Origin of the sequence: Shewanella sp. 6_MG-2023 (assembly GCF_030547195.1) — a bacterium.
GTDB lineage: Bacteria > Pseudomonadota > Gammaproteobacteria > Enterobacterales > Shewanellaceae > Shewanella.
Map to the genome: position 1 here is coordinate 83070 of NZ_JAUOQU010000006.1, position 22153 is coordinate 105222.

At 44.6% G+C, this 22153-nt stretch carries 21 protein-coding genes; all 21 read right to left on the reverse strand.

Going from position 1 to position 22153, the window contains the following annotated elements:
• Positions 1–12 precede the first annotated feature (12 nt).
• The gene (locus Q4533_RS05425; RefSeq protein WP_303502218.1) at positions 13–708 is read right to left on the reverse strand and encodes a DUF3261 domain-containing protein; all 696 of its coding nucleotides are present in this window, start codon (positions 706–708) and stop codon (positions 13–15) included.
• A complete protein-coding gene (locus tag Q4533_RS05430) occupies positions 681–1985 on the reverse strand; it encodes an NAD(P)/FAD-dependent oxidoreductase (protein WP_303502221.1) in 1305 nt (434 codons plus the stop codon). Before Q4533_RS05430 ends, Q4533_RS05425 begins: the two co-directional genes overlap by 28 nt.
• Positions 1975–4488: an MMPL family transporter gene (locus Q4533_RS05435; RefSeq protein ID WP_303502223.1), complete on the reverse strand. Its 2514-nt coding sequence runs from the start codon at positions 4486–4488 to the stop codon at positions 1975–1977. Before Q4533_RS05435 ends, Q4533_RS05430 begins: the two co-directional genes overlap by 11 nt.
• The gene (locus Q4533_RS05440) at positions 4488–5315 is read right to left on the reverse strand and encodes an outer membrane lipoprotein carrier protein LolA (RefSeq protein ID WP_303502225.1); all 828 of its coding nucleotides are present in this window, start codon (positions 5313–5315) and stop codon (positions 4488–4490) included. Before Q4533_RS05440 ends, Q4533_RS05435 begins: the two co-directional genes overlap by 1 nt.
• The gene (locus tag Q4533_RS05445) at positions 5312–5776 is read right to left on the reverse strand and encodes a thioesterase family protein (protein WP_303412432.1); all 465 of its coding nucleotides are present in this window, start codon (positions 5774–5776) and stop codon (positions 5312–5314) included. The genes Q4533_RS05440 and Q4533_RS05445 overlap by 4 nt, the downstream gene beginning before the upstream one ends.
• Complete coding sequence (gene hutH, locus Q4533_RS05450) at positions 5777–7333, reverse strand: histidine ammonia-lyase (RefSeq protein WP_303412434.1); 1557 nt, start codon at positions 7331–7333, stop codon at positions 5777–5779.
• Between the two features lie 4 nt (positions 7334–7337).
• Positions 7338–9035, reverse strand: coding sequence for a glycosyltransferase (locus Q4533_RS05455; RefSeq protein ID WP_303502227.1), 1698 nt, complete (start codon positions 9033–9035; stop codon positions 7338–7340).
• A gap of 2 nt (positions 9036–9037) precedes the next feature.
• Entirely contained in the window at positions 9038–9430 is a 393-nt protein-coding gene (locus Q4533_RS05460) for a thioester dehydrase (protein WP_303412438.1), read from the reverse strand.
• Positions 9420–10787, reverse strand: a complete 1368-nt coding sequence (locus Q4533_RS05465) for an AMP-binding protein (protein WP_303502230.1) — start codon at positions 10785–10787, stop codon at positions 9420–9422. The genes Q4533_RS05460 and Q4533_RS05465 overlap by 11 nt, the downstream gene beginning before the upstream one ends.
• The gene (locus Q4533_RS05470) at positions 10780–11328 is read right to left on the reverse strand and encodes a hypothetical protein (protein ID WP_303412441.1); all 549 of its coding nucleotides are present in this window, start codon (positions 11326–11328) and stop codon (positions 10780–10782) included. Before Q4533_RS05470 ends, Q4533_RS05465 begins: the two co-directional genes overlap by 8 nt.
• A complete protein-coding gene (locus tag Q4533_RS05475) occupies positions 11328–11576 on the reverse strand; it encodes an acyl carrier protein (RefSeq protein ID WP_303502232.1) in 249 nt (82 codons plus the stop codon). Before Q4533_RS05475 ends, Q4533_RS05470 begins: the two co-directional genes overlap by 1 nt.
• Before the next feature lie 9 nt (positions 11577–11585).
• Positions 11586–11840: a phosphopantetheine-binding protein gene (locus Q4533_RS05480; RefSeq protein ID WP_303412445.1), complete on the reverse strand. Its 255-nt coding sequence runs from the start codon at positions 11838–11840 to the stop codon at positions 11586–11588.
• Between the two features lie 23 nt (positions 11841–11863).
• Positions 11864–12712, reverse strand: coding sequence for a 1-acyl-sn-glycerol-3-phosphate acyltransferase (locus Q4533_RS05485; protein ID WP_303412447.1), 849 nt, complete (start codon positions 12710–12712; stop codon positions 11864–11866).
• Position 12713: 1 nt separating this feature from the next.
• Positions 12714–13490 carry a beta-ketoacyl synthase chain length factor gene (locus tag Q4533_RS05490; protein ID WP_303412449.1) on the reverse strand — a complete coding sequence of 259 codons (777 nt, stop codon included), beginning with the start codon at positions 13488–13490 and terminating at the stop codon, positions 12714–12716.
• Between the two features lie 264 nt (positions 13491–13754).
• Positions 13755–14615 carry a DUF3014 domain-containing protein gene (locus Q4533_RS05495; protein WP_102520350.1) on the reverse strand — a complete coding sequence of 287 codons (861 nt, stop codon included), beginning with the start codon at positions 14613–14615 and terminating at the stop codon, positions 13755–13757.
• A gap of 150 nt (positions 14616–14765) precedes the next feature.
• Complete coding sequence (gene recG, locus Q4533_RS05500; protein ID WP_102439867.1) at positions 14766–16841, reverse strand: ATP-dependent DNA helicase RecG; 2076 nt, start codon at positions 16839–16841, stop codon at positions 14766–14768.
• A 260-nt stretch (positions 16842–17101) separates the two neighbouring features.
• A complete protein-coding gene (locus Q4533_RS05505; protein WP_102439859.1) occupies positions 17102–17731 on the reverse strand; it encodes a DNA-binding response regulator in 630 nt (209 codons plus the stop codon).
• Complete coding sequence (locus tag Q4533_RS05510) at positions 17731–18891, reverse strand: sensor histidine kinase (RefSeq protein ID WP_368389873.1); 1161 nt, start codon at positions 18889–18891, stop codon at positions 17731–17733. Before Q4533_RS05510 ends, Q4533_RS05505 begins: the two co-directional genes overlap by 1 nt.
• An 80-nt stretch (positions 18892–18971) precedes the next feature.
• Complete coding sequence (locus Q4533_RS05515; RefSeq protein WP_303502235.1) at positions 18972–19676, reverse strand: hypothetical protein; 705 nt, start codon at positions 19674–19676, stop codon at positions 18972–18974.
• Positions 19677–19852: 176 nt separating this feature from the next.
• Positions 19853–21508: an AMP-binding protein gene (locus Q4533_RS05520; protein ID WP_076538083.1), complete on the reverse strand. Its 1656-nt coding sequence runs from the start codon at positions 21506–21508 to the stop codon at positions 19853–19855.
• A gap of 236 nt (positions 21509–21744) precedes the next feature.
• Entirely contained in the window at positions 21745–22128 is a 384-nt protein-coding gene (locus Q4533_RS05525; RefSeq protein ID WP_076538417.1) for a RidA family protein, read from the reverse strand.
• Between the last annotated feature and the right edge of the window lie 25 nt (positions 22129–22153).

Here is a 22153-nt window from a genome sequence, read left to right on the forward strand (position 1 = left end):
AAAAATGGGCCGCTACAAAGGCGAGATCGACAGGGTGATATTCGCTGCCGGAAAACGCAATATTACCTCAGCAATCCATGGATTGAGATCCGAGTAGCTAATTTGAATTGCTGCTTCATTGTCGACTATCAAGGCACTGCATTTTCCGTTATCACGATTGTCATCACGATTGTCATCACGATTGTCATCACGATTTTTATCACTATAGTTATCAGCCTCGCAAGCCACATCCTGCATTTGACCTTGGCTAAAATAGGGATTCACTTGCTGGTGCGGTCGATAGATGAGTTGCATAATAGCCATCAAGTACTCTGCTTTAAAGTCATCCCCCATGAGCACATTTTGCTGACTCACAACGGTTTCGCCATCATAAGTGACCGTAAATAATGCCTGACCTAATGGGGCTAAACCTACCATGGTCATCATCTCAGGGCTAAGTTCCAGTTGAGTTAACAGCTCGTGATGCTTGTCACCATGGGTAAAGCTAATTTTTTGCGTCAATTGCTGCTGACTATTTTGCGGTGCAAGCTCTTGGTCTGACAGCGTCATTAATGGCGCTAAACAGTAGTTCACTTGCGGGGTTAATAGCACGCAGGTTTGTCGCTGCAGTTGCTGGCTACAACCTGATACCAGCAGTACAGCAATTATCGATATGTTAGTGAATAAAGTACGCCACATAGTTAACTCGCTTGAGGTTGTTGTTGGCATAAGCCGACAATCATATTGAGTCTTCGCTCTGAATCTTTCACGAACGGGTTGCTACTATCCCAAGCGTAGCCTGCCAGAATAGAACAGATCATCTGTTTTATGGTCGGATTGGGGTCATCATAAAAAATCACATCCTGAAAACGACCGTCGTACCATGCTTGTACATAGGTTCTAAAGGTATTAACCCCGAGCATTAATGGCTCAGCATAGTCAGCTTGCCAGTCGACGGTTTCGCCATCTAGTTGCTTGATAAGGGTATTGACCGCCATTGAGGCCGACTGCATCGCAATGGTCACCCCTGATGAAAATACCGGATCGAGAAACTCGCCTGCGTTACCCAGCAGTGCAAATTGATTGGTCGCTAAAGTGGATACATTGGCCGAGTAGCCTTTTAAAGTGGCGCATTCTTGTACCACTTTGGCATTTGCTAATAAGCGATTTAACCCCGGTTCTTCCTTGATAAGTTGCCATAATTGGCTTTCTAAATCCCCTTGGTAATGTTCAATCAAATGCGGCTCAGCCACCACGCCAATGGAGCAGCGGCCATTGCTAAACGGAATTAACCAATACCAAATATCTTTTTCGGTTGGATGGACGCTAATGAGAATTTTACTGCGATCAAAATCAGCATCGGTAATATTGTCTTCAATATGGGTAAAAATAGCGCTTCTTGAAGGTAAGTTTGATGGCTTTTCTATATTCAGCAGTCGCGGTAATACTCGGCCAAAGCCACTGGCATCGAGCACATATTTAGCGGTAACTTGATAGTAATTATCTGACGCGTCAGTGACCGATAAAATAGAACTATTCTCGTTAGTTAGCCCAGGAGTTAAGTTGATATCGTTAACGCTGTGGCCATAGCGAATTTCTACCCCTTGAGAGACTGCGGTATCGGCAAGAATTTTATCGAATTGGCCACGCTGCACTTGAAAGGTCGTGCCCGGGCCTTGGGTATACTTATCGGTAAAATTAAAGGTGGTATAGCGATCTTTATGCCTAAATGCCGCCCCATTTTTAAATTGAAATCCCGCTTGTTCAACTGCGGCTAACATGCCTGCTTGCTCAATAAATTGCATGCAGCAAGGCAGTAAACTTTCGCCAATAGAAAAACGCGGAAAATGCTGCTTTTCTAATACCAACACTTGTTTGCCCTGTTGGTGCAATAAACTTGCGGCAATCGCCCCAGAAGGTCCAGCGCCAATGATTACCACATCAACATTGATATCGTCAGTTAGATGCTTTCGTGTAAGCGCGTGTTCTAATGAGCTACTTTCCATAATGTGCTACTTCTCTTGTCATTATGCTGATAAATGGGGCCAGTAAAAAACTAAAGCCGATGCCAAACAATAAGGTTAAGCCAAAAAAGTGAATCGCATTGGTATGGCTTAAGGCCAATAACCCAAAGGCTAATAGGGTGGAACAAGCTGACATAAAGACAGCCATCATCACTCCGTCGGCAGAGGCTTGTGGTTTAACCGAGGCAAAAAACAAGCTGTAATCAATACCAATACCCAGCACTAAAATAAGCGCTAAAGCGTGGAATAAACTTAACGGTGAGCCCATAAGCCCCAAGCAAGCCAAGGTTAATATCATGGCGCTCACGGGCACTGACACAATCAATAACGCCAACTTTATTCCAAAACGTAAACTAAATATCCCAATGGCTACCACACAAACCAATGCTAATAACTGCAAGGTAATGAGGCGAAATTGGGCCATTAACTGCGAGATATCACCAACTTTATCCACCACAGTGATGGATAGGTGACTGCTGTCGACTCGGCTTTTAAGGGCGGTTAAATCGTTAATGCCGCCCAGCAATATGATACTACCCCATTGGCTCTGGCTTGAACTTAAGTTACTAGAACTGACGCTGCTTGAGCTGTGATTAACATCCTGGCTATGGGCGGGCAGCCACAAGCCAGCTAAATCGTCACCTGCTAGGGCGAGCACATCTTCCGAGCTGATAGCCATATTTTGGCTGTTTGTTAATTCAGTAATTAAGGTGGCTTTTATTGAATCATCAAGGCCTAATGTGTCGATGATGTCATTTAAATGATCTGCGTATAACTGTTCATATAGAAGGTAGTTTTGTTGCTGGCGCTGCAGGCTAGGCAAGTATTTACTTAGACTGACAAAGTGACTTAATTCGTTAGCATTCACTGCGGCGGCTAACACGTCATCAGCTTGCTCAAGCTCAGTTAATAACCCTTGTTCACTGGCGGCGCTAACTAACACAAATTGGTTATCGGTGCCGCCACTGAGTAATTGTCTAAGCTGGTTTTCCTCAGCGGTTATGGCCTCAGGGCTTTGCTGTAAATTACGGATGTCATCATTGGTGGTTAATTGACTTAACCCTGCTATGGCAATAATGACTAACGCTGCAATGGAAATGATAGTCGCCTTATTGGATTTTTGAGGCTTAGCAGCATCAGTTTGGCAACTAAAGTGGCTTAACCAGCTAAGGTAGCGCTGCGCCAACGGTTGTAATATCGAGCTTGAAGCTAATGTATGATTCGCAAGCGCAGGGTAAGCTAATACCAGTGTCAGGTAAGCGCCAAATAAGCCAGCAGCGCAAAATATCGCTACCTGCTGCATGCCAGGAAAAGGAGTAAATCCAATCGCAATAAAGGCAATGCCACTGGTTAATAATGCCAGACTCAAGGTGGGTAAAATACTGCCGATGATGTCACTGGCACTGCGTTGCTGCTGATTAATTTTTTCACAGTAAAAATGAAAACTGTAATCAATCGCCACTCCAATTAAGCTGGTACCGAACACCAAAGTCAGTAAATGCAGCTCACCAAATAAGGCTAAAGTCGCCACAGCGGCTAATAAAAAACCACTGGATAAAGTCAGCAATGCCAATGATATGGGCATAATGCTGCGAAAGCCTAGCCAAACTAGGATCATGACCCCAACCAGTGAGATTGAGCCAATGGTCGATATTTCCGACTTGGCTGTGTCAGTGGCAGCCTTAGCGTGAAATAACGCGCCAGCCTTGAGTATTTCAAGGTTGGCAGTGGTATCGGTTAATGATGTAAAGGCTTGAGATAGCTCTTGGCTTTGCAGCTGCTGAGCTTGGGGGTTGAAGGCGCTGTTCACCCCTTTAGCGATAACAATGGCGGCGACTTTATTTAGCTCACCTTGCTGATAAGGCGTGAGTAATATCCCTTGTTCGCTGCTGATGTTATTGCTTGGCGCTAAGGCCATGACATTGTCTGGAAAGAGTAGTAATGGATCTTGGGCCAATAGCTGGCTGCTGGCGTAACCAAAGCTGCTGTATAGTTGCTGCTGCGCAGCCATGAGCAGTTGTTGCCACTGGTTTGGCGCTACTAATAGTTGTCGCTGTTTATCTGTCAGTAACTGAAATCGGTGGGAGAAGTAAAAGCCGCTTAAGTCCTGCATCTGACTGGCATCGCCGCTGCGAACATCAGTAAATACCTCAGCCTGTTGCTGTAACTGCGCCATGAGCGCTTGGGCGGCATTAATGGCTTGCTGTTTATCATCAGCAATGAGGCCGATATACACTTGGTCGGCTAAGCGTTGCTCGACCCGATCAAGCGCTGTTTGAGTTAGTGGTGATTCAGTTAATTTGGGCAGCATCGCCAAAATGTTAGTTTGGATTTTTGCCCCTGATTGCCATAGCGCTGCCCCATAAGCTGCAATTGCAACCATGATAATTAACCACAAAGCTAGTAACAGTCGCGGCTGAGTCTGATAGCGACTGAGCTTGCTGTTAGGTTGTGATTTATCCATAGGGACATCGGATTTAGCCATTAGTAAGCATCACTGCCAGCAGGGGCTAAATTAAAGCGCTGAATATCGTCATCAGACAGTTGGTTTTCAATGGCGGTAAAGCTAATGATGGTTTTATCTGTGTTTTGATGAGCCACAGCATCTGCTATTGAAGTCACCATGGTGAGGCGCTTAATTTGCGATGCTGCAGTTGTCGAGGTTTTTCCACCTTCAAGGATTAACCCACCAATGGCTTTTTGGATCAGCGGGTCTTTAGCCACCAAGCCCAATTGCCATTCATCAGCCACTGATGGCGCTGACATATATAGCTGAAAATCTTTTTCTAATGCTTTCACATCGCCCATTAGCAATGCTTGCATTAACAGAGGCAATTGCTCCGCCATGGCTGAACTAGCTTGATTAGCCTGACTTTGCTGAATGTTGCCCATACTATCTTGCTGGATCAGCAAGCGATCTTTTAATACTAGTGTCGTCGGGAAGGGCGTAGTTTGCTGCCAAAATAGCCCGACCTGCTGGCTAAACATAAAGCTACCTGCGCTTTCTAATGGTTTTTTTAATACCGCTAAATAGCGAGTTTGACTAAACAGACCTTTGGCTTGTGGTCTTAGCTGTAACTGCTCCGCCAGCTGGGTTAGCTGTGCTGGCGTTGCTTGCTGGTTAAATATGGCCGCTAGCTGCTGCGTACTTAGCTCGGGTGTTGAGGTTAGTTCAGGCTTATCAGCTGAAGTGTCAGTCTTAGAAGTGTCCGTCATAGAAGTGACAATCGCTGAAGTGATTTCAGTGGCTTTAATGGCACTGGGCAGCAGCACTAAAGACCAGATTAACAGGCCATAGATAAGTGTTTTCATGACCTTGTCACCAAGGCGGTTAATTCATCAGTCAATTCATCCTCAGGCAGATACGCGACGATTGTTTTTCGAAACACATCAGGGGTGACAAAGCATAGTTCTTCAGTTTCCATATCAACGGCTGCCTGAATGGTATAACCCTTGGTGATGCGCTCATTGGTGTTCGCATCACGAATTTGATAAGTAATCTTGAGGCGGTTTTCCCACTCGACAATGCTGGAATAAACAATGATTGTTTGGTCAAAAGTACTGCTTTTGACATATTGCAGTCGAGTGTCAACAATTGGCCAAGCGTAGCCAGAGTTCATCATTTGACGATAGTTATAACCTAACTCATCCAATAGCTTACAGCGGGCGACTTCAAAATAGCGTAAATAGTTGCCATGCCAAGTGATCCCCATGGAGTCCACATCATGAAATGGCACCACCATGGTTAATTCAGATGAGAACAGGGCTTTCATTTAACACACCTCCCACTGACCTAATTGAATCTTATCAACGGTCTGGCGTAGTACGGCTTCTAATGGACGGTCTTCAGTGAGCAGTTCAAAATCTTCACTCACTTGAGCTACCGTTTTCGCTAACGACGACGTGAGCGAGGCATGGGCCAACTCATTTTGGCTTATACGTAAATGTATTCCTTGCGTCATGGCTAATAATGCCGCCGCAGCAACTTGCTCAGTAAGCTGCAGTACCCGCATACAGTCACGGGCAGCAATAGTGCCCATACTGACTTTATCTTGGTTGTGGCACTCGGTCGAGCGTGAAAAAACACTGGCAGGCATAGTGTTTTTCAATGCTTCTGCTGTCCACGCGGACACGCCAATTTGCACCGCTTTAAAACCATGATTGATGGATTTTCTCGCGCCAACAGCAGCAGATAAATTAGCCGGTAAACCATTATTAAACTTCGGGTCCATGACCAATGCCATTTGACGGTCGATTAAATCAGCAAGGTTAGCCACGGCATTTTTCATTGCATCCATAGCAAAGGCAATATGGCCACCATAAAAATGGCCACCATGAAGAATATGCTCGCCTTCACCGTCAACAATGGGGTTGTCATTGGCACTGTTTAACTCTGTTTCAATAAACTGGCGCATGAACGGCAATGCATCTTGCAGTACCCCAATAATATGCGGCGCACAACGAATGGAGTAACGGTCTTGCAAACGATCTGAGTTGCGAGGATGAGTATGATGATTTAAATCTTCTCGTATCCAAGTGGCGATTTGGTTTTGCCCTGGATGCGGTTTAGCGGCAAATAAGATGTCATCAAAATGATTTGAATTGCCCTTTAATGTCAATGATGCCATGGCAGTGATGCGGCTAGATAAGCGGGTGAGATACTGAGCGCGGTCATAGGCTAAACAGGCAAGGGCTGTCATTACCGCTGTGCCGTTCATTAAGGCTAGGCCTTCTTTAGGGCGCAGGATTAGTGCCACAATACCTAGCTCAAGATACACATCTTTGGTGGCGCGGCGTTTACCTTTATAAATAACATCGCGCTCGCCAACAAGTACCGCAGCTAAGTAAGATAGCGGGGTTAAGTCACCACTGGCGCCAACAGAGCCTTCTTCAGGGATCACTGGCGTGATATCTAGATTAAGCAATAACTCAATCCGTTGTAGTAGCTGGTAAGTCACCCCAGACTTGCCTACGGCTAATGAGCTTAAACGACAGGCCATAATCGCGCGGGCTTGCATTGGCGAAAAAATGTCGCCTAAACCACAGCCATGAAAGCGTGATAAATGCAGCGGTAATTCATGGACTAAGTCCAAGCTTACGTTAACAGTACAAGAGTCGCCATAACCGGTTGTTACTCCGTAAACCACACCTTCTTCACTCAAAAGGCTATCAATAAATCTTGCCCCTTTTTGAATGTATTCTTGATATTCAGGGCGCTCATTAAGCTTAACAGGGGCACCTTTAGCGACGGCAACCACCTGTTCTAAACTCAGCTGCTGTTGGCCAAAATGTACGGTTGGCAAAGTTGATGTTGAAGACGCTTGGCTCATGGAATTACTGCCCCTGCTTGGAATGTGACTGGCTACGTTGTGATTGCTCATCGTTGCGCCAAAAATCATAAAAATTAAACCACTGTAATGGTTGTTGGCTCGCAAAATGTGCTAAACGGCGACTGTATTCAACAACGGCATCGGTTAATCGTTCGGTGCGCCCTGCTCGTGGGCCTTTTAAGCTATTTGATAAATGTTCTACATGGACATGATAGCGACCATCTTCTTGTAAGCAGAACATGGTATAAACTGGGCAATCTAATAAGCCGGCCAGAATAAAAGGCCCTTGGGGAAAGGCGGCCTGCTGACCAATAAAATCACTGTAAATGACTCTCCCTGCAGTATCAGATGAGGTGCGATCGGCGGCGATAACCACTAACTCTCCAGCGGCAATCTTTTCTTGTAATAACACTGCTGTGCTAGGGCCTAGCTCGTCCACTTGGATTAAGTTTAAGCTGCTGCTGGGGTTAAGCTGTTTGAGCACCTTATTGAAATTTTCTGCATGGCTAGTTAGTACCATGACATTCACTTTCACTTGTTGCTGGTGGATTGAAATCGCACGGCACAACTCTAAATTACCCAAATGAGATACCAGTAGCACAGCCCCTTGGCCAGTGGCTAATTGGTCTGCTAAAACATGTCTGTCAGCAAAGTCGACATGGGATAATTTAATGCGATCGCACCAGGCATCTATTCTATCTAGTGCAGCATTACCAAAGGCAAAAAAGTGTTTTAGGCTATCTCGCCAAGTCACAGGCTCTGACAATAAAGCTTGCTCAGGGTGTTGCTGTTTAACGCGACGTAAAAAGTCTAAAGACGCATTACGTGCGGTTACCCCAGTTAAAAAGAAGTAGCAAATAACCGGATACATGATGGCGCGGCATAGCCAATGGCCACCTAAACGATAGCTATCAGCCAGTAATTTAATGCCCCAATAACTGCCTCGCTCACTCATTGCTGACCAGTGTTTATGGGTGTTTTTTTTTGCCAATATGGTTGGCAAACGTTTGAGCATGCCGAAAAATAATCCTGTGTGCATGGCTGAAATACGCACATTATCTTTAAAGCCTTGGAAGTGACTAATGCCGTCTTCAGGGTAAATAACGTTAGTAGGAATATGGACCACAGGTACGCCTTGCCAGTGCATTTTGACCATAATTTCAATATCAAAGTCCATGCGCTCACCTAAGGCCTGCTCACGAAACAATTGCTCGGTTGCTGCAAGTGGGTAGACCCGAAAACCACACATGGAATCTTGAATATCAAAGCTTAAGGTTTCAATCCACACCCAAAAGTGGGTGATATAGCGGCCATATAACCGCCCCTTAGGGACTGATTCATCGTACTGAGGCTTACCGGATATGAGTGCCAAAGGCTGCTGTGTGGCAGCATCGATCATTGCGGGAATATCATCAAGGCAGTGCTGACCATCTGCATCGACTTGCAATGCGTGGCTGTAACCCTCTTTAAAAGCGACTCGTAAACCCGTGGTCACAGCGGCGCCTTTGCCACGGTTAAATGGATGATGGATCAAACTGACCCAATCATATTTATCCGCCAATTCTTGTAATAAGTATCGTGTTTCATCGTTACTGCCATCATTGATTAAATAACAGTGTAGCCCGGATGATTCTAGTGAAACTAGGGTGTCAGCAATGGCTTGTTGATGATTGTAATTGGGGATAATGATAGCTAGTTTCATAGTTAACTATCCTTTTCTGAATGAAGCCGCGGCTTGATTTTCGACGTATCAAAAGCAATTCTGCCAGAGGCAAAACGCTTATCAGCATCGCGATAAACAAACGTCAGTTTGGCTTTGGCAGCGTTATGGCTAATAAACAGTTCTACATGACTGTTTGGCAATAATAATTGCTGAAATTTTAGTACTTCTAGGGTCGCCACAGTAGGCTCATAGCCGAATGCGTTACTGCCAAGTTGAATAGCCCAATCCAGTTGGGTGACACCGGGTAATACCGGTTGCTCGTCAAAGTGGCCTTTAAAAAAATCGAGTTCGGCTGCAACAAAAAGCTGCCAGCTGATGCCGTCATCTGTGCTTGTTTGACTAATAATTTGAGGTAACGTTGATTTAATCTTCATTGAAAACTGCTAATAAATCCGTATGTATTCGCTTGCCTTGGCTATTGGTAGGTAAGGCATTTGGGTAGCGCCAACGTCTTGGCAATGTGACCCGTTCAAATTGGCTGAGTAAGTGTTTTTTTAATTGGTTGTTGAGGCTTAACTTACCGTGTTGGCTTAATTGTTCTAAGCCTGCAGTGGATAAGGTCATTGCCGCGCCAAGCATGACTCTGGGCTCAGTAAGCTGAATAACCGCAGCTTCTTCCACAAAAGGATGGGCACACAATAAGCTCTCCATGTGGGCTAACGATAAGCGTTTTTCTTCCACTTTAACGATGCGATCGAGGCGTTGTAATAAACGAAAGCGGCCATCGGTTTGCAGTTCAATTTTATCATCGCACTTGAGCCATTCAGTAGCGCAAGGTAAGTAGGGCGATTTGAGCAGCAATGCGCCATCTTCAGCATCTGCGGCAATGGTTAACGGACTAAAAGGTAGCCAGGTACGGTCAACTTCGAGTTGTCGGCGATAAGCAATGCCGCCGGTTTCTGTGCTACCAAATACTTCAATAGGCAATTGGCCGTAACAGGTATGAATATGCTGAGCGGCGTCATAACTGAGAGGGCCACCTGAGCTAAAAATTAAGCTCGGCGCCATTTGTTGTTGTTCAAACTCTAATGCTTCAGGTAATCGTGATAACTGCGCTGGGCTGCTAACTAAACAGAGGTTGGGCATGAGTGCAATGTAGTAACTTAAGGTTTCAGGGTATTCCACCAAGTCACTTAAAAAGGGTCTGCTTGCCGCTAACGGCCAGAGGATCTTGAACAATAAACCGTAGATATGCTGATGAGATACGGTGGAAATAACGCTACATTGGGGTAATCTTGCTGCGAATGTTTGTTCTAATATGCTTACTTCCGTATCAAGTTGTTCAATAGATTTTTTAATGGCTTTTGGCAGACCACTACTGCCAGAGGTGAATAACACTAGCTCACCTAATTTATCAGCTTGCGGCCAAGACTGAGGCGCTAAACCGAGCTCTTTTTTCAGTAAGATAAATTGCTTAGCTTCAGATAATGGCTGATCAGCAATTATGCCATCAAAGGTATGGTTGAGCTCAGTTAGGGTGCCTTCTTGAATATTTGCTGGCAACACCACTTGCTTATTCGCTAGCAATGCTGCGCACATTCCAGCAGCAAATAAATCACTGGTTTCAGCCGTCAGCAGCCAGCGTTTTAACGGGCTGGCTGTTAGCTGTGCATGTAAATGCGCCACATGAGATATAAACAGCTGACCTGTTACTATGTCATGGTGATTGAAACTTATTACTTGTTGCGTTTTTGGGCCAGTGTGTAACCAGTTAATCAGCAAGTTATTCATGTTTTTTCAACCAAAATGTGCGATAGAGCCACTCTCCACCAAGCAATATACCCATAAGAAGATAAGCAATTAAACCATTGTAAAGGGTCCACAATTCTAACGTGGAAAACCGTGCCGTATACAATGCCACTGAGCCATTTAACACAAACAAACCACACCAAAGTAGGGTGACTTTGTTCAAATAACCAATGGCAGCATCGGGCAAGTCCGGCTCTTTTAACCTTGCGAGTCGTTCAATCATACTAGGGCCTTTTTTTAGCGAGTAGCTAAACAGTCCTAGCATGGTTAAATTAATCACCACAGGATAATACAGCAGCCAATCATTGCGCTTGGCAATAAAGCTGGCTGCGGTTAACCCAATACCGACAATTAACGGCAACGCCATAGAGGCGAGCTGTTGTTTATTTAGCACTAATCGAGCAATCAGTATGATGCACAGCAGTAATGCTATTGAACCTGGAGGCAAAAATTGCAAACCAAAATAGACCGCTAAGGGGTAGCAAACTAACGCAATAGCGGTGATGATTTGCAGTAATAGCATTAGTCTTTCATCAACCCTTCAATAGCGTTGACTACATCAGCAACGGTGCGCACGGTTTTAAATTGCTCTGGCTGGATCTTTTTACCCGTCATTTGCTGCAGTTTTATCACTAAATCAACCGCATCGATACTGTCTAAATCAAGTGCTTCATACAGTGATGCATCAAGCGTAATATCGTCGGCATCAATTTCAAATTCATCCACAAGAATTTGGGTTAACATCTCAAGAATTTGATCACGATTTTCCATGATAACTCCTTAAGAACGTTGTGATTCAATAAAGCTCGCTAAACTTGCCACACTGAAAAAGTGTGCTTTAGTGGCTTCAGAGTTCGCTTCGATTTTAATATCAAATTGCTTTTTAATTGCTAAACCCAATTCAAGGGCATCAATAGAATCTAAACCTAAGCCTTCACCAAATAGTGCGGCATCGGTTTCAATATCATCAATACTGACATCCTCTAAGTCGAGACAGTCGATGATGAGTTGTTTAATTTCGTTGTGTAAAGTCATAGTTATTCTAATCTAGATTGGTTTTATTGAACTTTAATCAAGCCATCATTGGCTGCTAATGCGATTAAGTGCTGCTGATAATACTGCTCTAAATCGCGGGTTAGCACTCTTGCCAATTTGGCTTCACTACTTTGATGATTATCATACATCAGCGGGTCAAATACTGCGCCAATTTCTACTGACATATTTATGGTTTGTCTTGGGATCTGGTACCAAGCTTGTTGCTTTGTTAGCCCCGCTACATCAATGTGCAACGAAACGGGAATAATATCGGTTTTGGTACGAATGGCAATGTTGGCTGCGCCGCGAGCAAAGGGATTAATTTTTTGGCCAACCACAGTGCGCGTGCCTTCAGGAAAAATAATTAAATTCGTCTCACTATCTAATACTTGCTGACAATCTTGCAGTAACAATTCTGCACCGCGATTGGGAATATAACCTGCAGAAGCCAGCACCCCGCGGATAAATGGGTTGCGCCATAAGGTGTTTTTCACAATACAACCCGCATTGGGCATTAAACTAATCAGCACCACTACATCAACCAAGGTTGGATGGTTGGCGATGACCAATACCCCTTTAGCATCAGTGAGTGCTTGAATATTTTTGGTTGTTAGTTTAATCACCCCTGCTTGGGTAAGCATCCACACAAAGCCATTAAACATGGTATGTACGGCTTGTTGTACTCGGGCGATACGTTGTTGCTTGGTGCCCGGCCAAAAACGCAGTAACGGTAAAATAGTGATAGAGCTAAGTAATCCACCTAAACCAAAGGCGATATAACATAGCACGCCAGCTATCCAGCGAGGCACATAACCCAAGCCGCTGAGCCGTTTTGCAGGCACGATGGGGTGTGTTTGCTGACCATCATCCATGTTATTGGCTACTTTGGCTCGTTAGGTGCCAATGATATTGGCACTGCTGACCCGATAAACCTTGTCCAGAAGCGATGGCCTTGATTAGCTGGATGGAGCTAATGGTGTCTGCACTGGGATCAAGCCTTTGATTGCTTGTGAGTGTTAGCTGAGCAACCTTATTAGCGCTGCTCTGCGCAGGTGCTAAATAAAGTCCCATAGCAAGCGGTAGTTCAGCTTCATGGGTGTATTGATTGTATATCGGCGGCACAGGGTCATCAGCAAATACCATTAAAATTGGTTCTGGGTTTTCTGCTAGCTGAGCAAAAACTTCAACCATGGCTTGAGCTAAGGTTTCTTCCCCTGCGGCAATCGAGGTCGAGGCGGCGGTGTTGCCGGTGACAATGCCATAAATGCCACTGGCAGTATTGTGCACAGACTGGCTAAAAGCTAAGGGTGAGAGTGGCTCTTTAATGACGATATCTTGCAATAAGCCAAGGGTGCGAGTCAGTTCGCCGTGACGAGAGGCAAAAACACTGCGACAGTTGTCAGCAGGCGCGCATTGATAAGCTGCAGTTAACATCATTTTAGTTAAGCGGCTAAAACGGCGGCGCTGCATTGCAGGCACCTGCGGTAAAGCTGGTGAAATGGTGCTGGTTTTTAGATTGGCAGTATTGATTGCCAGCTCTGGGAGGGGGGGCGATTCAGCGGCGCACTTATCCTCGTCGCTCCAACTTTCTTTATCTTGAAAGTCTTGCGACCAAGCGCCCCATGAAAGAATATCAAATACTAATTGCACTGCATTGCCTCTGATATGCTGCGGCTATCCCTAGCTGAGTGAATAAATTTTATTAGATTATTGTTATTAAATTCGGCCTGATTGTACCGTGATTATATGAAAATAATAAAGCGTTTAAGTCCGCAAAAATAAAAATAGCGACATAAATGTCGCTATTAAAATGCTCAAAGCTCTTCCGGTAACGCAAGTATCAACAAACCATAAAAATGGCTTGTTCAATAATCAGCTATCAGAAGTTGGCTCTGGTTATTACTCAGCCTTAAATTAGTTGGCCATTTGCTGCTGAAGTTTTCTAATTGCCGTTTTAATTTTACGGCTATTTTCAGGTCCCATACGTACCATAAATTTTTGCACATTTGGCAGTGCTTCTAGTTTAGGGTCGACAAACTGATAATTGACACTGATAGAACTTAATTCAATCGGGTCTTCAATAATCGGCGCTGATAAGATCATCTCAAAGGCTTGCTGCATGCGCTCGTCAAATGACATATCGCTATAACCTAGCTCTGCAAAAGCTTCGTCAAATATTGGCATGAGTTCTTTATAAGTGTTGATTAACTGCTCGTCATTCATATCTGACACCATGTTGGCGTACAGGTCATAACGATGGTAACTGTCAGGGTTTAAATAGGTTTTGTTAGTGATTTCACTGACGGTGAATTTATCTTTAGGGCCTTTCAGTGGGCTGGCTTTACGGATCACTTCACCTTGGGCCATATTATCGACAAATACCACAAACTGGCGGGCAATGTCTTTTTTAACAAGTAGTGGCTCGATTTTCATCCCATCAGCCATCTCAACCGTTTTCTGGGCGACAAAGTCATCACTTTCAATCAGTGTAGGTAAGGGCTCTACTACTTCAGGCTCTGGAGCTTCAATAATAGTGGGTTCAATAACTTCCACTATCACTTCTTCAATAGGCTCTTGCTCAATAGGTTGTTCAGGCACAGGCTCTGGTAGTTGCACAGGTATTGGCGCTTCGACTTCAGGCGCTTTATCGGCCGAGAAGTAGAAATAGCCTGCACCAGCCAGTAAAACCGCAATGGTGATACCAATCACACCCGCGTTACTACCACTGGCGCGACTTGAGTGCGGTGTGGCTCTATCATTTTGATTGACTTGCATGTCTATTCCTTAGCTTTAAACGTCGAAAGGGAACCAATATCATTGAATTTGTTACATTTTCATTTGGTGGCATATAAGGCTTAAACCTTATTTTCATTCTGCAATAATCTCAACACTTGTCTAGTAATAATAGCCAAGGTTAACAATAATTTATGCTTGTACGTATTGCTGGCGATCCCCTAACCAACGTTGAACAATGCTGTCTACATTTTGTGGCACTTGTTGCATAACATGGGCCGCTAATTTTTGTGTGTTTTCAATCAGATATTGATCCCTGACTAAATCAGCGATTTTCATTTCTGCCAAGCCGGTTTGGCGGGTACCGAGTACTTCACCTGGGCCTCTTATTTCTAAGTCTTTTTGGGCAATAACAAAGCCATCGTTACTGGCCCTTAGTACTCCTAAACGTTTGGTGGCAGTTTGTGATAACGGTGCTTTGTACAATAACACGCAGTGGCTGGCAATAGAGCCTCGGCCTACTCGGCCACGTAACTGATGCAATTGCGCCAAGCCTAACCGCTCAGGGTTTTCAATAATCATTAAACTGGCATTAGGCACATCGACTCCCACTTCAATAACCGTTGTTGCCACTAATAAATGTAGTTCACCCGCCTTAAATTGGGCCATTATTTGCTGTTTTTCTGCACTTTTCATACGTCCGTGCACTAAGCCAACCTTTAATTCGGGTAGTAATTGGCTTAATTCTGCAGCGGTATCTTCAGCGGCTTGGCACTCAAGAACTTCAGATTCTTCAATGAGAGTACAAACCCAATAAATCTGCCGATTATCATTTAGCGCGGCTTGTTTTACCCGCTCGATGATTTGTTCGCGGCGATTATCGCTAATGGCAACCGTGGTAACAGGGGTTCTTCCTGGCGGTAACTCATCAATGATAGAGGTTTCTAAATCAGCATAAGCCGTCATCGCTAACGTGCGCGGAATTGGCGTAGCTGTCATTATTAATTGATGCGGATGAAAGCCTTGGCTGACGCCTTTTTCGCGTAATCCTAAGCGTTGATGGACCCCAAAACGGTGTTGTTCATCAATAATGATTAACGCGAGCTTATTAAAACTGACCTGCTCTTGGAAAATAGCATGGGTGCCAATTACCATGTTGGCGCTGCCATCGGCGATATCAGCCAATGATTGTGTTCTGGCTTTGCCTTTTAACTTGCCTGCTAACCAGCCCACTTTTAGCCCTAATGGTTCAAACCAGGCGGCAAAGTTGACTGCGTGTTGCTCTGCTAATAATTCCGTCGGTGCCATCATCGCCACCTGATAACCATTTTCAATGGCTTGCAGGGCTGCTAAGGCGGCCACTAAGGTTTTACCCGAGCCCACATCCCCTTGCACTAAGCGCATCATAGGTGTGGGCTTTTCAATATCAATACCGATATCAGCTACGACTCGTTGCTGGGCCCCTGTTGGCTTAAAAGGTAAGGCTTTTAAAAATGGATTTAATAGCTGGCCGGTGGCGGGTAAAGTCACCGCTTTATCAAGGTTATTGCGCTGACGTAATTGCAGCATACTTAAGTTATGGGCCAGTAACTCTTCTTGGACTAAGCGCTGCTGAGCGGGGTGCATGCCTTGCTCTAAATCGGCTTGGGCGATGTTATTGGGCGGTCGATGGATTAAGGATAATGCCTGACCAATGCTCATATTGTTGGGTTGCAGGGCTGGTGGTAGTAACTCTGTTAAGCCACCTTGATTGAGCATAGTTAGTGCCTGCTCGGTGAGCTTAATCCAACTGGCTTGTTTTAATCCTTCAGTCGAAGGATAAATAGGGGTCAGTGAATCACTCAGGGCTGGGTTTTCGCCAGCTTTAATGATTTTGTATTCTGGGTGGATTATCTCAAAATGGCGGTTGCCGCGCTTGATTTCACCATAGGCCCGAATTATCGCGCCGTTTTGCATGCCATTTCGCTGGGCAACCGAGAAGTTAAAAAACCGCAATGTGAGGTAACCACTTTCGTCGGCAATATTGCAGGTCAGCATACGTCTGCGACCCGGCACAATTTGGGTTGAGATGATTTCAGCTTCAACTGTGGCGTACATCGCGGGATAAAGAGCATTGATGGGATAGATTTGGGTGCGGTCTTCATAGCGCAGCGGCAAATGAAACAGTACATCTTGCACTGTCTTAATGCCAAGCTTTGCCAGCTTTTCAGCGGCTTTTTTAGCGACGCCTTTTAAGTCGGTAATCGGTACCTGATCCAATGGTTGCAAATCTAGCATGCCTTTATCTATTGAGTTGACCACAGACTTCATCACTTAGACTTTGTTGATATTGTAAAGCTCGCTGATTAAAGTGAGTCATTCACTTTGGGGTTAACTTTGACAGTTATCCAAAGAGTTATACAGTCAACTTTATCGCCCTGATGCTTGTTAGCAATGATAGTACTGTAAATATATACAGATGTTATGGCTTATCTTAGCAGAGTTTTAATACAAGGCAATATTAATCCAGATATCAGGCTTAACTGCCTCTATAACCAGCCTTTTTGTTTAGCTATTCGCGCCGCATCTATGCGATTGGTGGCATTGAGCTTGGAGATCGCTTCAGAAAGGTAATTCCGCACAGTACCTTCGGCGATAAATAACTGGGCGGCGATATCACTGGTTGATAAGCCATCACTGGCTAATCGTAGCGCTTTTCTTTCTTTATCATTGAGTGGGTCAATATCACCAATGGCGCTGATCGCCAGCTCTGGATCGATAATTTTTTTACCTGCCATCACCTGTTTAATAGCGTTGACTAGACTTTCTGATGGCGCATCTTTTAGCAAAAATCCCTCGACGCCACAACTGAGTGCTCTTTTGATGTAACCTACGCGGCCAAAAGTGGTTAAGATGATGATTTTAGTTTTAGGTTGCATTGTTGCAGCCTCGGCTTGATATGCTGCGAGCCACTGAGCCAGCTCAACGCCGCTGTGACCGGGCATTTCAATATCACTGAGCAGCAAATCAAAATGCTGCTCTTTAAGCATTGCCATGGCTTGGTTACCATCTTCTGCTTCTGTGATATCGACTTCACCGAGTTCATCTTTGGCAAGGGTAAGTAGGGCTGATAATGCCCCGCGCACCATGGCTTGATCTTCTGCTAATAAAATCTTCATTAAGGCTGTTCCGTGTCGTTGTCAACTTTAGGTTCACTGACTTGCTCTACTTCAAGGGGCAAACTGATGCTAAAACGGTAGCCATCGTTAATATGATAACTAAACTTGCCGCCCAATAAGTTCACTCGCTCTCTAATGCCTTTTAAGCCATTACCTTCTTTAATAACTTTGGTGTTAGCATTGTCACTTAGGCTAACAATAAGCTGCTTATCTAAGGTGTTAAAGCACCATACACATTGACTGGCTTGGCTATGTTTGAGCATATTATTAACTAATTCTGTCAACATTAGCCCTAGTTGAGTTTCTTGCAAAGGTGTTAATGGTGGTAATTTACCCTCGAGATGTACTTCAATTTCTTTTTGTCTTAATAAACTGCATAGTTGATTGACCGTATCTTGTAAGCCTTTATGTTTGTAATTAGAAACCGTTTGGCGAATTTCAGTTAAGCTGTTTCTGGCGATATCAGCAAGTTCCTGTAAATGCTGTTTTGCAACAGCAAGCTTTCCTGCTTCAACCAGTTTTTCGGCGAGTTGTGCTTTCAGTGCAATGGAAGATAAATTGTGCCCCATGATGTCATGTAAATCGCGCGCAATACGTTCACGCTCCAGTGCCGTTGCTAAGTTAGCGATTTCATCATTTGATTGTCTTTGTTGGCGCCTGATGCGTTCATTGTTATGCTCAACCACGCCAAATAGCCCCACCACAAAGGTGATTAACATACCGTATAGCGGAAAATAGTAAGCTTCATAGCCCACGATGTAATTAAGTAGCCACAGCCAAGTACTGATAAGAATAAAGCTAATAATGGCGGTGCGCAGTGAATAGAAAAAACCAATAAAAAAACCGGCAAAACTGAAAAATGAAATGGAGCCGCTGGTAAATATGGTGGCAATGCTCGCAGTGATGAGCATTAAAGCAATAGGATATTTCCCTTGAGCGGCTGAGCTTTTGTAAGCCCAAAAGTACCCATATAAGAAGGGAAATATGAGTAACAAGCTGACACCGACCCGAGCCCAATCATCCCGCATAAACCAAAGTGGAATAAAGTAAAAAATCAGATTGAGCAGATATACCCAAGCTGTTTTTTGTCGATAGGCTTTTTCTGGGTGAACGCGAGTGTTGCTACTATTGACCGAGTGTTTTGTATTGATATTAGACATGAAGCCTCCTTGCGAAGTTAGCATACTGCAACCGAGTCATAATGTGTATGTCTGCAGTAGCTAGCTTCAGCAGCATCGGATTAACGCGCTTGTTGTTTAAGTAAAAAATTTGCCCAAGCGTAATTAGGATCAATTTCTACAGCGTGTTGCCAATCATTAATTGCTTCTTTTTGACGACCTAATTCTTGCTTAGCGATTCCGCGCCAGGTGTACGCTTCAGTATGCCCCCAGCAGATATCAACACATGGCTGTTCATAAAAACGAATCGCATCAGTGGCATATTGCTCAGCCTTATCCATACCGCCGCCATATTGAGCGGGAGTATAAAAGGCGCTCATTGCTCTGACTAACGCAATACGGGGATTTTCAGGGCTGAGTTGTTCTGCTTGAGCCAGTAAAGCACTTACCTTCATTCCCAGAGATTGTCCTTTGCTTGAGTCATTGGCGATTTGCATACCGTAAACAGACGCCAGTAGCGCCATTGACTCAGCATCGTCTTCACGGCTCAATACAGTTTCAAGTGTCGACTGTGCCTCATTCAGGGCTTTTTTAGCCACTCCGCGCAGACCGCTAATATTGGCTGTAATGGCGGTGCGATATTGTGCATAGGCGTGTTCATAATCCACAGATTGTTCGCTGAGAACCTTTAGCTGTTGTAGATCCATTGTGTTGGCTGCCATATCGATAGCGCCGATATCGGCATTGCTAGCACTACTGACTAACGTCAGTGTTACCGCCATGACGGTTGATTTTGAGATAAGAGATTTTAAGATTAGTGATGTCATGATTAACTCCGTTTATTGCATTTAAGGTGTGTTGCTACGGAGTTAGTATCTAACAAAGGGCTTGCACAGGGCAGACACAAACGTCACCAGTTTGAGGTGACAAATGTCATTGATAAAAAAGCCGCCGGCTTGTTAAAGCTTAGGCGGCCAATATATTGAAGCGAATTACTGTGGTGCTAAATCTCGTCTTCCCAGCACACTTTAGCGCCGCGAATACCGTCAACTTTGGCACTGAACTGCTTTTCTAACACATGACGCTTAATTTTAAGTGTAGGGGTTAGGGCATCATTTTCAATGGTCCAAGGCTCTGTCACTACGACAATGGCATCCACAACTTCATGGGACTCAAGGTGCGGGTTAACTCCATCTAGGGTCGCTTTCAGTGACGCGCGCACTTCTTCGCGGGCTTGCAAGGCTGAGCCTTCAGATAATTGCACTAAGGTGATCGGGTGCGGTAAGCCTGAGCCAATGACACAAAGTAGCTCAATGTGCGGATCTTGGGCTATTTTACGCTCAATAGGCACCGGCGCCACATACTTACCTTTAGAGGTTTTAAAGTTATCTTTAACGCGGCCAGTGATAGAAATGTAGCCATCTTCATCGATTTCACATAAGTCACCCGTATGGAAAAATCCATCAGCATCAAAGCATGCTGCTGTGGCTTCTTCTTGCTTGTAATAACCTGTCATCAAACCTGGGCTCTTAACCATTAACTCACCTTCATCGGTGCGGCGAACTTGGCAGCCTTCAACAGGGCGACCCACGCTACCAATTTTTGAGGCATTAAATGGGAAGTTAATAATTGAGTAAGCACAGTTTTCGGTCATGCCCCAGGCTTCTGAAATATTCATGCCGATTTTGTTGTACCACTCTAATTGAGATGGTGGGATGGGGGCTGATCCTGAACCTAATAAACGGCAATGCTCTAAGCCTAAACCTTTTTGGATTTTACGTTTAACTAAGCCGCTAACCAGTGGGATTTTAAGCAATAAATCCAGCTTGCTTTGGCCAATTTTATTGACAATATTGAGCTGAAACAGGGTCCATAAACGCGGCACCGAGAAAAAGACCGTCGGGCGGCATCGCTGCACATCAGCCACAAAAGAATCTAAACTTTCTACAAACGCCACCGACGAGCCGGAGTAAAAAGACGATCCTTGAATCGCTACCCGCTCAGTAATGTGCGCTAAAGGCAAGTAGGATAATAATCTGTCTGTGGTATTGGTTTTTAAATCGCGCACAACCGCTTCACAAGTCCAGCCGTAACTGCCGAAGGTTTGCATTGCGCCTTTTGGTTTACCAGTAGAGCCCGAGGTGTAAATGAGCGTCATCATTTGATCGCTACTAGGCGTAGGCGCATCCACTAATGGTTGCCCTAACTCAAGCAGTTTTTCCCAATGATATTGCGCTGGCATGGTGTCATAAGGTAAAGCTAAACGGAGGATTTCACCGCCGACACCGGCTTCTTGGTCGGCCCAAAAATCAAGTTTTCCGGTGAAGATAGCTTTAGCGCCACTGTGTTCTAATACATAGCGGATCATTTCAGCGTTAGCAGTGGGATAGATTGGCACACTGATGTAGCCGCCGTGCATAAGGGCAAGATCGGTAATAAACCACTCGGCACAGTTTTTAGAAAGCAGAGCAACTTTGTCACCCGGTACTAGACCTAAGTGGCGTAATGCGCCTGCAATTTGTTGTACCTTTTGCTGAACTTCTCCCCATGTGAAGTCAACAAACTGGCCGTTAATTGGTTGTCGTAAATATACGGCATCCCCTTGGGTTTCAGCCCAATGAGATAACATTTCTACTGGCGTTTTTATTAGATTTTCCATCGACAATTCCATGTTCTTTTTGTTTTTAATGTAGGATGCATTTATTTGTAGTTTGCTAATGCAATCATCTCAGTATGGCTATTTATCAGCCTATTCGCAAACGCGAGAACAACTTAACGAGATAATTTCTACTTATAAACTAGCATGTTTCACTGAAAGTTAAATACCTCTTGAGTAATAGCTCTAATAAAAAAGGGTGCCAATGGCACCCTTCAGGATAAAACTCGGTTTGTGAGCTAGATCTCCATTATTCCATCCATTTCCACTAATGAGCCTTTTGGCAGCTGTTTTACCCCGATTGCAGCACGTGCTGGATAAGGTTGAGTAAAGTAGCGCGCCATGATTTCATTAACGGTAGCGAAGTGAGATAAGTCGGTTAAAAAGATATTCAGTTTAACGATATCAGCCATAGTGCCGCCAGCGGCATCACATACTGCGGTTAAGTTTTCGAAAACCTGTACAACCTGCTCAGAGAAATCATCGCTAACCATTTCCATGGTGCTTGGTACGAGTGGGATTTGGCCTGAAAGGTAAACAGTGCTACCTACTTTTACAGCTTGAGAATAGGTGCCAATTGCTGTTGGAGCTTTATCGGTTGCGATGATGATTTTTTCTGCCATGACGCCCTCTGCGATCAAGTAAATG